We start from the raw sequence: 14,788 nt of genomic DNA, 5'->3' as shown, positions 1-14,788 counted from the left end.
CGGCGTCCCCATGGGTTGATCGGCGCGTGGGCAGAGGCCGGGACGGTCGCGCTGTCCCGGGGCTGTTCGTTTGCCCTGGAGTTGACCGTCCGGACCTGTCGTGGGTGAATCCGGGCGCGGTGGCGTGATCTTGTGGGGTACGTTGCGGACGCGCCCGGGGGGTGTTGTGCCTGGCGTGGCCGTGGCGGTGGACGACCGTGTGCGTGCCTACTTGTTTCGTTCGTTCACAGGGGACTGATTTCGTGCGAAGAATCGTTGCTCTCGGGGGGACGGCCGCCTTGCTGGTGGCCGGGATCGTCACCGGGGCGGCCGGGCCGGCCGTCGCCGCCGATGAGTTCTACGGGTTCACCATCGAGGACCAGGTGCTGCAGCCCGGTGAGGGCTGGGCCGAGCTGAGTCCGACCAGCATCGACGGGACCGCTGACGGAACCCTCGTCTATGCCCTGAGCAAGGCCCCGCTGACCGATCCGGCCTGGACGCAGGCGGGGCTGCCCGGTGGGATGACGCTGGACGTCTATGACTCGTGCGCGCCGCGGGCGGGTGTGGTCGGGGTGTACACGTGCCCCGTCAACGAGAACAACCCCTTCCCGGGGATCAACGTCGAGGCCGCCGCGTCGGCCGCGCACGGCACCACGCTGCACTACGGCGTCGTCTACGCCCCACGTGGTGCGGATCTGGCGCAGGCCGTGAAGCAGGCGCAGACGGTCGCCAATGTGGCCGAGGACGGTCGGCATGCCGCTCGTACGGTGACGGTGAAGTCGCTGGAGCACGTCGCGCAGAACACGCTGGCGCTGAACACCCCGGCGCTGCCGGCGGGTGGCCAGGTCACCCAGTCGGTCACCGTGCACGCGGTGGACAAGGGGCGGCTCGATGTCTTCTTCGCGCCGTCCGAGGGGCAGCGGTACTGGGAGGAGGGTGAGCTCCAGGTCGACATCACGGGGGTCACCACCGATTCGGGCATCGCCACGTGCGACCACAGCCTCGACATCGAGTACGGCGGTGTGTACTGCGACGTCGATCCGGGCGAGGGCGGGCCGGCCGACGTCACCGTCTCGTACACGCTGAAGGCGGGCGCCTCGGCGGCCGCGTGGAAGATCGACGCCCAGGCCGTGTACGAGGTGTACAGCTTCGGCACGGGCAACCCGGAGAAGAGCAGCACCTTCTCGATCCAGAGCTCGCGTCCGGTGCCGACCCATCACGCGATGCTCGCGCGGGACAAGAACGGCCTGCTGCAGTGGCACCACGGCACCGGCAACGCGGCCGCGCCGTTCCGTGACTGGGTCGAGACGGTCGGCGGCGGCTGGCAGATCTACAACGCGCTCGCCAAGCTGTCGCCGGTCACGGTCCAGGCGACGGGCAGTGGTGTGGTCGGCCGGGACGGTTCCGGTGTCCTCTGGTACTACCGGACGACCGGTGAGGAGTACGCGCCGCTGGCGCCGCGTACCAAGGTCGGTGCGGGCTGGGGGATCTACAACTCCCTGACGGGCGTCGTCGATGTGACGAACGACGGCAAGGCGGACCTGATCGCCCGTGACACGGCCGGTGTGCTGTGGCTGTACAAGGGCACGGGCAGCAACACGGCGCCGTTCGCGCCCCGTACGCGGATCGGTGCCGGCTGGCAGATCTACAACCAGCTGACCGGGACGGGTGACTTCACCGGTGACAAGAAGGCGGATCTCCTCGCCCGTGACACGTCCGGCGCGCTGTGGCTTTACAAGGGCACGGGCAACGCGGCGGCTCCGTTCGCGGCGCGTGTGAAGGTCGGTACCGGCTGGGGGATCTACCCGCTCCTGACGGCGCCGGGTGACCTCACGGACGACGGCCGTGCCGACCTGGTCGCGCGCGACGGTGCCGGGGTGTTCTGGCTGTACAAGGGCACCGGTAACGCGGCGGCGCCGTACTCCTCCCGTACCAAGCTCGGTACCGGCTGGGGCGGCGTCGCGGGCAGCACGTACAACAGCCTGCTCTGATCTGCGCTGACCTGCTGCGATCCGCTCTGACTCGCACGGCCCCGGACTTCGGTCCGGGGCCGTTGCGTTTCGGCGCGTACTGGCCCGTAACCGGCCATTTCTCTCGGCACGGGTGAGTGTTCGCCCGACTTCCTGGCACCATCGGGTGCGGGGAAGTGTGGATCACGCCATTCGGCGCGCCACGCGTTTGTGCTGTGTGGGGGTTGGTCGCGCTATGCGACGCGGTGGGCGGGCGTGGCGTTCAGTCGGTGGTGACGCGCACGATGCCCTTCTCGGTCAGGGGTGCGTAGTACTCGGTGAAGAGCTTGCCGACCAGTTCGCCTCGGCTGGAGACGCCGACCTTCTCGAAGACGGCCTTGATGTGGTCGCGGACCGTGTGCGGGGACAGGTGCAGCTGTTCGGCGATCTCGCCGGTGGGCAGGCCGCGGGCGATGCACTGGGTGACCTCGGTCTCGCGGTCGGTCAGTTCGTACGCGTCGACGATGAGGGGCACGATCTCGGAGGTCTTCGCCGGCTCGATCACCACGGCGGAGGCGCCGAGCGTGCCGTCGGCCTGGCGCAGGCAGGAGGCGTGGCACACCAGCCAGCGGCCGGTGCGGGTGCGGATGCGGACCCGGGCCTGGCCGCGGTCGCGTTCCTGGGCGATGGCGCGGGCGCGCATGGCGGTCGACTGGACCCAGGCGGGGATCCGCAGGCCCATGGGGGAGGGGACGGAGGGGCCCGGGGGGAGGTCCTCCAGGTGGGCGAGGGCGTCGTCGTTGGCCGAGAGCAGGGCGCCGGTGACGTCGAAGAGCAGCAGGCCGGGGCCGTGGGAGGCGTCGGGGACGGGCTGGGAGGGCGGTTCGGAGAAGGAGCGGAGCTTCCTGGCGAGCGGGGTGATCAGTCCGGAGATCAGGTTGGTCTCGGCCGTGCCGAACGCCTCGCGGCCCTTGGCGCGGAAGAGGCTGATGTGGCCCTGGGGGCGGCCGCCGACGCGCAGGACGGCGCGCAGTTCGTCCTGGAGGCCGCGGGGGCGCATGAAGTCCTGGTAGAGCGTGCTGCGGGCGGGGAGGTCGCCGGTGGCCTGGCGCAGTCCGGCGACGGGGACGGGGGCCTGGGTGAGGTCGCGGAAGAGGTTCACGTTCTCGGTGAACAGTTCGCTCTCCCAGTAGACGGCGCAGCCGCCCTCGTCGAGGTTCTCGGCGCGGATGGGGGCGGTCATCATGCCGGTGACGGGGTCGGTGACGCGCCAGACGGCGGCGTCGTACGGCAGCAGTCTGCGGAGCTGGGCGGACGCCTCGGCGAACATGCTCAGGGCGTCGGTCGCCTTCGCGGCGCGCGCGAGCAGTTCGTTGCGGCCGATCTCGGTGCGGGTGGCAGTCGAACTGGTCATCCAAGCATCGTGGCATCCGGGCGGTGGAGGTCCAACCCCTCAGTTGAGGGGGGTGGCCGGTTGTTCGAGTCCCCCTTGGTTGCGGGATGGGAAGTGGGGCGAATCCGCGCGAGGCTGGCGATCATGCGGATTGGAATCATCGGAGCGGGAGCCATGGGCCGGGCGGTCGCCAGGCGGTCGGCCCTCGCGGGAGCAGTGGCGCTGTTGGCCGATCGCAGCAGTGGAAAGGCCCGCAAGGCCGCCGCCGAGGCGTCCGAGGGTGCTTCGGGGCGGGTCATCGCGACCACGGTGGCCGCCGCCCTGAAGCCGGACGTGGTGGTGCTCGCACTCGACTGGACCGATGTGGTGCGGGTCGCGAGGAGCCGCGCGGCGCTGCTGGAGCGGAAGGTGGTGGTGGACATGAGTGTGCCCGGCTGCTCGGGCACGGTTCCGAACGGTCTCGAGCAGTTGGCGGACATCGCGCCGGGGGTGCGGTGGGTCAAGGCGTTCACGACCACGAACGCCGACGCTCTGTTCCGCGGTGAGATCGACGGGCAGCCGCTGGACGTGTTCGTGGCGTCGGACGACGACGGGGCGAAGGTCGCGGTGGTGGAGCTGGTGGACCGTTCGGGGCTGCGGGCGTTCGACGCCGGAGGCGTGGGCGGCGCCCGGGCCCTCGAGGAGATGGCACGACTGGGGCAGGCGGTCCATGACCGGCTGCTGATCGCCGGGAGTTGGGGCTTCAAGTTCCTGCCCGGCTGGTAGTCCGCGGGCCACGGGGCCTGTGGGGAGCGCTCGGTGCGGGGGGCACTGCATCGCGCGGGAGTTGCGTGAACGCATTCGACGTGAAGTGATCTGTGATGGGGGAAATCATGGTGACGCACCTTTCGTTCTTCGTACTCGGCGCGCTGGCCGTCCATGGCGAGCGCGGGGAGATCGCTCTCGGGGGCAACAGACAGCGCATCCTGCTGACCATGCTGTTGATCGAGGCCAACCGGGTGGTCGGGGTGGAGCGGCTGATCGAGGCGATCTGGGGTGAGAATCCGCCGGCCTCGGCGCGGAGCCAGGTGCGTATCTGCGTGTCCGGGCTGCGCCGGCAGCTGACGGCGGCCAGGGCGCCGGCCCGGATCGAGACCCAGGCGGCGGGCTATCGGCTGCGGGTTCCGCAGGATGCCGTGGACTTGCACCATTTCGAGAATCTGGTCGCCCGGATCAGGGCGGAGGACGGGGATTCACCGGGGGAATCGACGGCTTTGCGGTTCCAGGAGGCGTTGCGGCTGTGGCGGGGGCCGATCGGGGAGGGGCTGGACAGCCCGCTCCTGGAGACGGTGGCGCTGAAGTATCACGAGGACCGTTACGCCGCGATCGAGTGCCGTTTCGAACTCGAACTCCAGCTCGGGCACCACCGTCAGGTGCTGGGTGAGCTGGCGCTGAGCGTGGCGCAGTACCCGTTCAGGGAGACGCTGTGCGCGCAGTTGATGCTGGCGCTGTACCGGTCGGGTCGTACGGCCGAGGCGCTGGCGCTGTACCGGGACACGCATCGCCGGTTCACGGACGAGCTCGGGATAGAGCCGGGGGACCGGCTGCGCGAACTGGAGCAGCTCATTCTGGACGGGGAGGCGGGGCAGGAGCCGTTGGGCGATCTGCTGCACCGGGAGCCGACGGCTCCGGCGCCGCGCCGTCAGGAAGCGGCCGTGCCCGCCTGCGAGTTGAGTACGGAGGACCGGATCGCGCTTCTGGAGGAGGAGATCGCGTCGCTGCGCGAGGCGCACGCGCGCAGCCAGCGCTTGAGCAAGAGCGCTTGAGCAAGAGCGCTTGAGCAAGAGCGCTTGAGCAAGAGCGCCTGAGCGAAAACGCCTGAGCGAAAACGCCTGAGGCGAACGTTGTCTCCCCCTCAAGTGAGGGGGAGACGACGGCGCGAGTCCCTTGGCTGCGAGGGATGGGGCCGGACCGCCCGCAAAGAAAGACTGCTGAACGTTGCAGGTGCGGCGGAAAGGACGTGGGACAGTGGCAGAGAATCTGCGGATCCCCTCAGGCTCGGGCGAACAGACCTTCTCGGTCCCGGGCGAACTCGCTCCCTCACTCACCGAGGAGGCGATCGACCGGCTCGTGGCGCGGCTCAAGGGCGAGGTCCTGCTGCCCGGGGACGCGGCCTACGAGCGGGAGCTCGACGGGTTCAACCGGATCGCGCGGCACCGTCCCGCGCTGATCGTCGCGGCGGTCGGCGCCGAGGACGTACGTACGGCCGTGGAGTTCGCGGGCCGGCTGGATCTGCCCATCGGGGTCCAGGCCACCGGCCACGGCATCGCCGCGCCCGCCGAGGGCGGGGTGCTGGTCAGCACGCGGCGGATGAACACCGTGGCGGTGGATCCGATCGCGCGGATCGCCCGGGTGGAGGCCGGCGCGCAGTGGCACCAGGTCATCGCGACCGCCGGCTACCACGGGCTCGCTCCACTCAACGGCTCGTCCCCGCTGGTCGGTGTGGTTGGCTACACGCTCGGCGGCGGTCTGGGTCCGCTGGGCCGGCTGTACGGGTACGCCGCCGACCATGTCACCCGGATCGAGATCGTCACCGCCGACGGGGTGCCGCGCGTGGTCTCGGCCACCCAGCACAGCGAGCTGTTCTGGGCGCTGCGCGGCGGCAAGGGGAACTTCGGGATCGTCACCGCCCTGGAGTTCGGCCTGGTGCCGGTCGGGCAGTTGTACGGCGGCGGTCTGTACTTCCCCGGGGAGCTCGCCCCCGAGGTGCTGCGCACGTGGCGGGAGTGGACCCGCGAGGTGCCCGAGGCGATGACCTCCTCGCTCGCGCTGCTGCGGTTGCCCGACGTGCCGGTCGTGCCGGAGTTCCTCCGTGGCCGGCTCGCCGTACACGTCCGGATCGCGTTCGCCGGCTCGAAGGAGAACGGGGAGCGGCTGGTGCGTCCGCTGCGGGACGTCGGGCCGGCCCTCGTCGACTCCGTGCGGGAGATTCCGTACACCGATGTCGCGGAGATCCACCAGGATCCCACCGAGCCGATGCCGTACCACGAACGCAACATCGTGCTGCGCGATCTGAGCCCGGTGGCGGTCGAGGAGCTCCTCGCGCTGGCCGGGCCCGAGTCGGAGTGCGCGGACCTGATGGTGGAGCTGCGGCACCTCGGTGGGGCGCTGTCCCGTGCCGCGTCCGTTCCCAACGCGGTCGGGAACCGGGACGGGGCCTTCACCCTCTCCACGCTCTCGCCTCCCGGCGTGGCCGACAGCGTGCTGCACCCGATGGCGCGGTGGGGCACCGGCGGCAGGTACCTCAACTTCCTTGCCGGGCCGGACACGGCCGACGCCACGCCGGACTGCTTCGACCAGCCCACGTACGCGCGTCTCGCCCGGGTCAAGGCGGCCTACGACCCGCGGAACCTGTTCCGGCTCGGGCACACGGTCGCCCCGGGGCGGTAGACGCAGCCCGTCCCCGCGCACGCGTCCGCGCCTCCCCCGCGCCCGCGAGCAGCCCCCGCGTCCGCGCCTCCCCCGCGCCCGCGAGCAGCCCCCGCGTCCGCGTCCGCGCCTCCCCCGCGCCCGCGAGCAGCCCCCGCGTCCGCGTCCGCGCCTCCCCCGCGTCCGCGCCCCCCCCCGCGCTCGCCGCTTCTTCCTCGTTCCCCGTTGACAGCAAAGGACTTGTCATGGCCACCGACCCAGCCGTCTCGATCCCCGAGGCCGCTCCAGCCGCCCGGGCAGGCTCGGGCACCGCCCGCTCCGCCGGGCTGCGTTACGGGGCGCTGTTCGGACCCGCCGTGTTCGGTGTCACCGCGGCCGGTGTCGCGCTGCCCGACGTGGCGGCCGCCCTGCACGCCACCCCGTCCGCCGCGGCGTGGGTGCTGACCGCCCACGCCCTCGCGCTCGGGGTCGGCACCGCGCTGTTCGGCCGTCTCGCGGACTCCAGGGGCGTGCGCGCCTCCCTGCTGATCGGCTCGCTCGTCCTGGCCGTCGGCGCCGTGATCTGCCTCTTCGCCCCCAACCTCGGCGTCCTGGTCGCGGGCCGGTTCGTGCTCGCCGCCGGCTCCGGGGCCATGACCTCCGGCGCGCTGGCCCTCACGGCGTCGTCGGAGCCCGCCGCGCGGCCGAAGGTCCTGGCCGGGTTCGGCGCGACCATGGCGGTCTTCTCGGCCAGCGCGACCCTGGCCGGCGGTGTCTTCACCCAGTGGGTGACCTGGCGCATCACGCTCGTCCTGCCGGCGCTGTCGCTGCTCGTCGTTCCGCTCTGTCTGCAGGCGGCCTCCGTGCGGCCGGGTTCGGGCCGCAAGCTGGATCTGCCCGGTGCCGCGCTGCTGACGGCCGCGGCGACCTCGTTCCTGCTGCTCATCCAGGCCTCGGCGCTCAGCCTGTCCACCACCGTGGTGGTCGCGCTCGCCGCCGCCCTCGTGGTGGCCACGGCCGGACTGGTCTGGCGCGTCCGTACCGCCGCGGCCTCCTTCGTCCCGCGTCCGCTCGTGAAGGACAGCATGTTTCTGCGGGCCGCCGTCACCGGGATCGGTGTCTACGCGGGACTGTTCGCCGCCATGTACGCCGTCCCGCAGATCCTCGTGCGCGAACACCAGTGGAGCGTCCTCGCCATCGGTACGTGGCTGCTGCCGGGCGCGGTGGTCGGCGCGGTCCTGTCCCGCCTCGCGGGCCGGCTTCCGGCCGGGACCGGCGGCAGCAGGCTGCTGGCCGCCATCGCCGCCGCCACGGCGGGCGTCCTCGCGACGTCCCTGGCCGGGGCCCCGGCGCCCGCCCTGCTGATCGTCGGAGCCTCGCTCGGCTTCGCGGCCTTCGCCGTCACCCAGGTCGTCACGACGGCGCTGATGTCGGCGCGGGTCGAACCGGCCCTGCGCGGCGGTGCGATGGGGCTGCTCAACCTGACGTTCTTCGTCGGCGGCGGCGTGGGCAGCGCCACCGCGGGCGCCCTGGCCAAGTCGATGTCCCTGTCCACCGCGCTCGGCATCGTGGCGGCCTTCCCGCTGATCGCCTGCCTGGCGGCGCTCACCCTGACGCAGCGCGAGCGGTAGCCGCCGCCCCCGCCGTACGCCGTCTCCGGCTCGGAGATGAGGACGATACGGACCCGATGCGCGCCGGCCGGACGATGATCCGGCCGGCGCCCTTTTTTCTGCGACGAGGAGAACACGAGACGCCATGACACCTCATTCCGACACCGAATTCGACGCGCACATACGGAAGCTGATGGCCTGGCACTTCGGTGAGGACACCGGCTCCCCGTTCTGGCTCGGCAAGAAGGGCCGACTGGGCTTCGATCCGCTCACCGACATCACGGGCCTGGCGGATCTGGCCCGCTTCCCCGACGTCAGCGAGGAACTGCGCACCGTCCCGGCCCAGCGGCTCATCCCGCGCGGGCTTGCCGGCCGGCCGTTCCGCGTCTACGACTCGGGCGGTACGACGGGCGCCCCCAAGCGCATCGTCGACAGTGGCTACCGCTCCACGCTCCTGGAGTGGGCCAGGGAGCGGCTCATCGCGTCCGGAGTCCCGGGCGACGGCAACTGGCTGCACCTCGGCCCCAGCGGCCCGCACGTCATCGGCTTCGACGTCTCGCGCTACGCGGCGCTCGGCGGCGGGGTCTTCTACACCGTCGACCTCGACCCCCGCTGGGTCAAGCACCTGCTGGGCGCGGGGCGGACCGACGAGGCCGACGACTACGTACAGCACCTGCTGGACCAGGCCGAGACCATCCTGGAGTCGCAGGACATCGCGGTCCTCAACACGACCCCGCCGCTCCTGGAGGCCATCTGCGCCCGGCCGAAGCTGCACGCGCGGATCCGCGACGGCGTCCGGGCGATCATCTGGGCCGGTACCTCCATCAGCGCCGAGAGCCTGCGCCAGCTCGACGAGGTCTTCTTCCCCGGGCAGGCCGTCGTCGGCATCTACGGCAACAGCCTCATGGGCGTGGCCCCGCAGCGGCCCGCGGCGCCGGGTGACCCGTACCCCTGTGTCTTCGAGCCCTATCCGGTCACCACGCGCCTCGAACTCGTCGACGACGAGGGTGCGTTGGTGCCATACGGGGAGCGGGGGCGGGTGCGGCTGCATCTGGTCGCCGAGGAGATGTTCCTGCCGAACATCCTGGAGCGGGACAGCGCGGTACGCCTCGCGCCCGGTCCCGGCTCCGTCGTCGACGGGCTCGCCGACGTCCAGACGTACACCGCCCTCGACGGCGTGCGCATCATCGAGGGGGTCTACTGATGGGCACCCCCACCCCCACTCCGGCTCCGGCTCCGATCACGGTCGACCCGTACATCTGCGGGCGCACCACGGCCAGCGCCGACCGCACCCGGCTGCCCAGCGTCCTCGGCGGCGACCTCGCCGACATCGGCAACGCCCCCCGGCTGCTCGCCCTCGCGGCCCTCAACGAGATCCGTACGCACGCGGACGGCCGGGCGCCGGCGACGGAGATCTTCACCGAGGCGGCCCGGCTGTTCGCCACCGCCACCCTGGAGGGGGAGACCCCTCAGGAGTACGTGCTGCGGGTCTCCCACGCGACCGGGCTCACGGCGGCGGCCATGGACCAGGCGGTCAGGGACCTGGTCGCCGAGATCGGGGAGCTGCCCGAGACGACGGCCGCCGAGCTGCCCGGGACGCGGTTCGGTGAGGGCTTCGGCACCCGGTGGGTGCCGCGGGGCAGGGTGTTCGCCGCGGTGATGGCGAGCAACCACCCGGTGCCCAACGTCTCCTGGGTGCAGGCGCTGTTCCACGGCTACAGCGTGCTCGTGAAGCCGGGCAGCCGCGATCCGTTCACCCCGCGGCGGCTGATCGCGGCGCTCCTCGCGGCGGGCCTGGAACCGGCCAAGGTGGCGTTCCTGCCGTGCGCGCACGCCGTCGGCGACTTCCTGCTGCGGGAGGCCGACCGGGGGATCATCTACGGCGGGGCGCGGGCGGTGGCCCAGTGGCAGGACCGGGAGTCGGTGGCCGTGCGCGGGCCGGGCCGTACGAAGGCCCTTCTCGACCAGGACCTCGACGACTCGGTCGTCGACCACCTGGCGCTCTCCGCCTCCTTCGACGGGGGCACGCGCTGCACGAACCTGTCCGCGGTGCTGACCACGCGTCCGGTGGGCGAGGTCGCCGACCGGCTGGCCGAGCGGCTGGGCCGGCTGCCCTCCCTGCCGGCCACCGAGGACGAGGCGACGCTGCTGGTCGTGGACCGTGCGCGCGCCGAGCAGATCCGGGAGCAGGTCGCCGCCCTGCGCGCCCAACTGACCGATCACAGCGTCGGGTTCGACTCCGGGGACCCGGTCGTCGAACTCGACGACGGCTCGTTCCTGCCGCGGCCCGTCGTGCTGTCGGCCGACCGCGCCGACCATCCGGCGGTCGGCACCGAGCTGCCCTTCCCGTTCGTGATCGTCGCTCCCTGGACCGACGCGGACGGCGTCGCGCCGCTGCGCGAGTCCCTCGTCCTCAACGTCCTCACCGATCGCGAAGAGCTGGTCGACGAGGCGGTCCGTGAGCCGAGCGTGCGCAAGGTGACGCGCGGGACGGTGCTGCCGTGGACGGCCGTGCCGGGCATTCCCCACGACGACAACTACACGCAGTTCCTGCTGGAGCCCAAGGGCATGGTGGCCCAGCGGTGAGACCTCCTCGGTGAGGCCCCCCGGCGCCGGACAGCGGACACCCTCCGCTCGTCCGGCGCCTTCGTATCTCCGTCCGTCCCCTGGAGGTTGAAGTGCGCCCTGGCCTGCGCTCCCGTCCGCGCTCCCGTCCCCGCGTACGTTCCCGTCCCCGCGTACGTTCCCGTTCCCGCTTGTCGCCGCTGGGCGCGGCGACGCCCGTCGTCGCCCTGTGCTGGCTCGCCGTCTTCTTCGACGGCCTCGACGTCACGGTGTACGGCGCCGTCATGCCGTACATGCTCGACGACCCCCGCTTCGGCCTCGAACCGGGCATGGCGGGCACGATCGGCAGCTGGACCACGTTCGGCATGCTCATCGGCGCCCTCGGTGCCGGCAACACCACGGACTGGCTGGGCCGGCGCAACGTCCTGGTCGCGTGCGTCCTCGTCTTCTCGGCCGGCTCCGGGGTCTGCGCCCTGGCCACCGGCCCGGGGTCCTTCGCCGCGGGCCGGCTGCTCGCGGGTCTGGGGCTCGGCGGACTGATGCCCACCTGCCTGGCGATGGTCGCCGAGTTCGCGCCGCCCCGGCGCCTGGGGCTCGCCACCGGGATCCTGATGACCGCCTATCACGCGGGGGGCATGGCCGCGACGGGCCTCGGCCTCGCCCTCGCTCCGCAGGCGGGCTGGCGCTGGGTTTTCGCGGTCGGCGTCCTGCCCGCCGCGATCGCCGCCCCGCTGCTGCTCCGTGCGCTGCCGGAGTCCCCGTCCGTGCTGTTCGCCCGGGGCGACGCGGCACGGGCGCGGGCCGTGGCGGCGCGGTACGAGCTGCCGGCCCCGGCGCCCGGCGAGGCGCCGATCGGCGGGGCGGCCGAACGCCTGCGGGCCGCCCGTGCGCTGCTCGCGCCGGGCAGCCGGCTGACCACTCCGCTGCTGTGGGCGGCGTCCTTCTGCGGGCTGATGCTCGTGTACGGGGTGAGCACCTGGCTTCCGCAGATGATGCGCTCGGCCGGCTACGGCCTGAGCTCGTCGGTGAGCCTGCTCATGGTCGCCAACGCGGGCGGTGTGGTGGGGATGCTGATCGCGGGCCGGGTCGCCGACCGCTTCGGCGCGGGCCGGGTCGCGGGCCTCTGGTTCGCGCTCACGGCGGGGGCTCTGCTGCTGCTCTCGGCCCGGCTGCCGCTTTCGGTGACGTACGTGGTGGTCGCGCTCACCGGCGTCTGGCTGTTCAGCGCCTCCACCATGGTCTACGCCCTGGCCGGCCGGATCTACCCGACGGCCCTGCGCGCCCCCGGCATCGGCTGGGTCACCGGGATCGGCCGCCTGGGCGCGGTCGTCAGCCCCTGGCTGGGCGGCGTGCTCGTCGTCCGGGGAAGCCAGGGCTGGGGCTTCGCGGTCTTCGCTCTCGCGGGGGCGGCCGGCTGCGTGACGGTCCTGCTCGCCGCGTACGGATCTCGCCGCACGTCGCGGAGTTGAAGCCTGCGCCTCTTCGCCTCCGGGGCTCTACAAATGTAGAGTCCGGGGGTATGAGCGGACTCGCAGGCACGTTCGTCCCCCGCCCGGACTTCGGATCCCGGCACCAGACGGTCATCCCGGCTCCCGTCGACGCGGTGTGGGCGGCGTGGCAGGAGATGGAGCAGGCCGGCGGGGAGGGGTGGGGGCCGCTCGTACGGGTGCTGTTCGCCGTGCGGCGCCGGCTCGGGCGGCTGAAGCGCGGCGGCGGCGGGGTGCCGGGCCCGGAGAAGGAGCTGCGGGACAGCTTCCTGCTGCTGGCCGAGGACCCGCCGCGGGAGACCGTCCGGGGGATCGTGGGGCAGTGGTGGACCATGGGCGCGGCCGACGGGCGGCCGGACGTCACGGGGCCGAGCGAGTTCCTGGCCTTCGACGAACCCGGTTACGCGAAGGCGACGTTCAGCATGCGATTCGCCCCGGACACCGCCACAGGCGGCACGCGGGTCGTCACCGAGACGCGGGTCCTGTGCCTGGATCAGGCGGCGCGCCGGGCCATGGGGCGGTACTGGCGGTTCATCGAGCCGTTCAGCGGTCTCGTCCGCCGGATGATGCTCCGCAGGCTCAGGAAGCGGGCAGTCGCGTGAGCACCGCCAGGAGTCCCCGCGTACAGGCGCTGCTCACCGCGGCCGTGGAGGTCATCGCCGAGGAGGGCCTGCGCGGGCTCACCCACCGGGCGGTCGACGGGCGGGCGTCGGTGCCGGCCGGGTCGACCAGCTACTACTTCCGTACCCGGCAGGCCCTGCTCGCCGGCGTGATCGCGTTCATCGCCGAACAGGAAGTGGCGGACATCGAAGCGGCCACCGTCTCCGAGGAGTTGGCCGAGGCGCCGCCGGTACGCCGGATCGCCGACAGCTTCGCGGGCGTCCTGGCCCACTGGCTCGGCCCCCGGCGCGACCGCACCCGCGCCCGCCTGGAGATCGTCCTGCTGACCGCACGCCACCCGGAAGGGGAGCTGGGCACCGAACTGCTCCGCGCGCGGGAGAGCTTCGTCGGCCGGGCGCGGATGCTGGCGGCGGCGCTCGGCAGCCCGGATCCGGAGGAAGGCGGGCGGATCGTGGTCGCCTTCGCCGAGGGCCTCACGTACGACGGGGTGACACGGCCCGGCCCGGACACCACCGACCGGGCGGCCCTGCGGCAGATGCTGGAGCGGGTCCTTCGCACCCTGTCCGAGTGATGACGAAGGGAACGCCGGCCGTGCCGCCAGGGGGAGGGCGGCACGGCCGGCGTGGTCGTGGAGCGAGGTCTACTTCTCCAGGCAGAACTCGTTGATCGGGTAGCCGACGTGGCGGTCCTCGCTCGGCAGGTAGCCCAGCACCACGTCGCCCGGCTTCAGCTCCGTGCTGTTGAGGACCGTGCCGCCCGGGCCGAGCACCCGCACGTGCCAGTCGTCCTGCAGGATCAGGTTCACCCGCTGGCCGTTCGGCGCCTCGGCGTCGATCGAGATCAGCGGACGGGACTCGATCTTCACCCGGCCGACCGTCACCAGGCGCGTGTTGCCCTTGATGTCGACGGCGGTGACCTTGCTGCCCGCCTTGAGCTCGCTGAGGTAGTTGGTCCGCTCGTCCTTGCCGATCGTGTACGAGTGGATGGCACCCGCGTTGACGCGGAACGGCCGGGTCGGCATGTACGGCAGCGGGTGGGTCTCGCTGACGCACAGGATCATGCCCTTGGAGTGCGAACCGACCAGGATGCCCTCGTCCTCGCGGAAGTGGGTGCAGGTGTCCACGCAGGCCCGCTCGCCCATGCCGATGTGCGAGGTCTCGACGACCCGCAGCTCGACCAGGTCGAGGTTGGGGATCTCCGACTGGGCGGACTTCTTCAGGTCCGCCGCGTCGCCGACGGTCTTCGGCGCCATCATCACGCCGTCCGAACCGTGCTCGAGCACACCGAAGATGATCTCCGCCTCTTCGACGTCCTGGGCGATGGTGACCAGCGAGCCGTTCGAACGGGCGGCCGCGGCGATCACGATCTCCAGCGGGATCTTGGTCGGGTCGCGGAAGAGCAGCAGGCTCCACTGCTCGGTGCGGGCGGACTCGCAGGCGTCCTCCAGCGTCGGCGCGTCGATGATCTCGACGAAGCGGCCGAACTCCACCTCGGGGTGGCGCAGCGCCAGTTCGGCCGGCGTCACGCCGTGCCGCTCGGGCTCGACGATGACGACCGTGGCGTCGCCGAAGGACTCCGGCAGCTGCTTGCCCTGCGGGAAGAGGACCTTGGTGATGGTCGGCGGCAGGTCGCTCAAGTCCTCGACGGTGTCGGCGACGACGCCGTCGAGACGGTAGTGCAGCGCCTCCTGAACGATGGCGGCCTTCGCCTCGCCGAGCGAGCGGATGTCGAGCCAGCTGAGCTTCATGGTGGAACTCCTTGTCAGGGACTTACTCGGTGAAGGAAAGGGCGAGGGGA

12 protein-coding genes are annotated in these 14,788 nt (G+C 72.1%); 10 read left to right on the top strand and 2 right to left on the bottom strand.

What is annotated here, in order from left to right; all coding sequences use genetic code 11:
* Positions 1–242: 242 nt before the first annotated feature.
* A complete protein-coding gene (locus FDM97_RS33870) occupies positions 243–1,970 on the top strand; it encodes an FG-GAP repeat domain-containing protein (protein ID WP_137994293.1) in 1,728 nt (575 codons plus the stop codon).
* A gap of 241 nt (positions 1,971–2,211) precedes the next feature.
* Here the strand turns inward: FDM97_RS33870 and FDM97_RS33865 are convergent, their stop codons facing one another.
* Positions 2,212–3,342, bottom strand: a complete 1,131-nt coding sequence (locus tag FDM97_RS33865; RefSeq protein ID WP_137994292.1) for a helix-turn-helix domain-containing protein — start codon at positions 3,340–3,342, stop codon at positions 2,212–2,214.
* 123 nt (positions 3,343–3,465) lie between these two features.
* Between FDM97_RS33865 and FDM97_RS33860 the strand changes: the two genes are divergently transcribed.
* The 9 genes from FDM97_RS33860 to FDM97_RS36105 all read left to right on the top strand — a co-directional run bounded on the left by FDM97_RS33860 (position 3,466) and on the right by FDM97_RS36105 (position 13,562).
* Positions 3,466–4,086: an NADPH-dependent F420 reductase gene (locus FDM97_RS33860; RefSeq protein WP_137994291.1), complete on the top strand. Its 621-nt coding sequence runs from the start codon at positions 3,466–3,468 to the stop codon at positions 4,084–4,086.
* 95 nt (positions 4,087–4,181) lie between these two features.
* Entirely contained in the window at positions 4,182–5,126 is a 945-nt protein-coding gene (locus tag FDM97_RS33855; protein ID WP_254705853.1) for an AfsR/SARP family transcriptional regulator, read from the top strand.
* A gap of 202 nt (positions 5,127–5,328) precedes the next feature.
* Positions 5,329–6,750: an FAD-binding oxidoreductase gene (locus tag FDM97_RS33850; protein WP_254705852.1), complete on the top strand. Its 1,422-nt coding sequence runs from the start codon at positions 5,329–5,331 to the stop codon at positions 6,748–6,750.
* Positions 6,751–6,974: 224 nt separating this feature from the next.
* Positions 6,975–8,339, top strand: coding sequence for an MFS transporter (locus tag FDM97_RS33845; protein WP_137994289.1), 1,365 nt, complete (start codon positions 6,975–6,977; stop codon positions 8,337–8,339).
* A gap of 124 nt (positions 8,340–8,463) precedes the next feature.
* Positions 8,464–9,522: an acyl-CoA synthetase family protein gene (locus tag FDM97_RS33840; protein WP_175439336.1), complete on the top strand. Its 1,059-nt coding sequence runs from the start codon at positions 8,464–8,466 to the stop codon at positions 9,520–9,522.
* A complete protein-coding gene (locus tag FDM97_RS33835; RefSeq protein WP_137994288.1) occupies positions 9,522–10,904 on the top strand; it encodes an aldehyde dehydrogenase family protein in 1,383 nt (460 codons plus the stop codon). Before FDM97_RS33840 ends, FDM97_RS33835 begins: the two co-directional genes overlap by 1 nt.
* Before the next feature lie 170 nt (positions 10,905–11,074).
* Positions 11,075–12,352 (top strand): MFS transporter, encoded by a 1,278-nt coding sequence (locus FDM97_RS33830; RefSeq protein WP_254705851.1) that lies wholly within the window; start codon positions 11,075–11,077, stop codon positions 12,350–12,352.
* A 50-nt stretch (positions 12,353–12,402) separates the two neighbouring features.
* A complete protein-coding gene (locus FDM97_RS36110; RefSeq protein WP_175439335.1) occupies positions 12,403–12,972 on the top strand; it encodes a hypothetical protein in 570 nt (189 codons plus the stop codon).
* Complete coding sequence (locus FDM97_RS36105) at positions 12,969–13,562, top strand: TetR/AcrR family transcriptional regulator (protein WP_175439334.1); 594 nt, start codon at positions 12,969–12,971, stop codon at positions 13,560–13,562. The genes FDM97_RS36110 and FDM97_RS36105 overlap by 4 nt, the downstream gene beginning before the upstream one ends.
* A gap of 69 nt (positions 13,563–13,631) precedes the next feature.
* Here FDM97_RS36105 and griH read toward each other — a convergent pair whose 3' ends face one another.
* Positions 13,632–14,738 carry a 3-amino-4-hydroxybenzoic acid synthase gene (griH, locus tag FDM97_RS33820; protein WP_137994286.1) on the bottom strand — a complete coding sequence of 369 codons (1,107 nt, stop codon included), beginning with the start codon at positions 14,736–14,738 and terminating at the stop codon, positions 13,632–13,634.
* Positions 14,739–14,788: the final 50 nt, after the last annotated feature.

Source organism: Streptomyces vilmorinianum (genome assembly GCF_005517195.1).
GTDB classification, from domain to species: Bacteria; Actinomycetota; Actinomycetes; order Streptomycetales; family Streptomycetaceae; genus Streptomyces; species Streptomyces vilmorinianum.
This window is presented reverse-complemented; position numbering and strand designations above follow the sequence as displayed.

Excerpts from the sequence above, each read along its gene's own strand:
- FDM97_RS33860 (WP_137994291.1), top strand. The coding sequence starts at position 3,466 with ATGCGGATTGGAATCATCGGAGCGGGAGCCATGGGCCGGGCGGTCGCC.
- FDM97_RS33855 (WP_254705853.1), top strand. The coding sequence starts at position 4,182 with ATGGGGGAAATCATGGTGACGCACCTTTCGTTCTTCGTACTCGGCGCG.
- griH (WP_137994286.1), bottom strand. The coding sequence starts at position 14,738 with ATGAAGCTCAGCTGGCTCGACATCCGCTCGCTCGGCGAGGCGAAGGCC.
- FDM97_RS33840 (WP_175439336.1), top strand. The coding sequence starts at position 8,464 with ATGACACCTCATTCCGACACCGAATTCGACGCGCACATACGGAAGCTG.
- FDM97_RS33835 (WP_137994288.1), top strand. The coding sequence starts at position 9,522 with ATGGGCACCCCCACCCCCACTCCGGCTCCGGCTCCGATCACGGTCGAC.
- FDM97_RS33865 (WP_137994292.1), bottom strand. The coding sequence starts at position 3,342 with ATGACCAGTTCGACTGCCACCCGCACCGAGATCGGCCGCAACGAACTG.
- FDM97_RS36110 (WP_175439335.1), top strand. The coding sequence starts at position 12,403 with ATGAGCGGACTCGCAGGCACGTTCGTCCCCCGCCCGGACTTCGGATCC.
- FDM97_RS33845 (WP_137994289.1), top strand. The coding sequence starts at position 6,975 with ATGGCCACCGACCCAGCCGTCTCGATCCCCGAGGCCGCTCCAGCCGCC.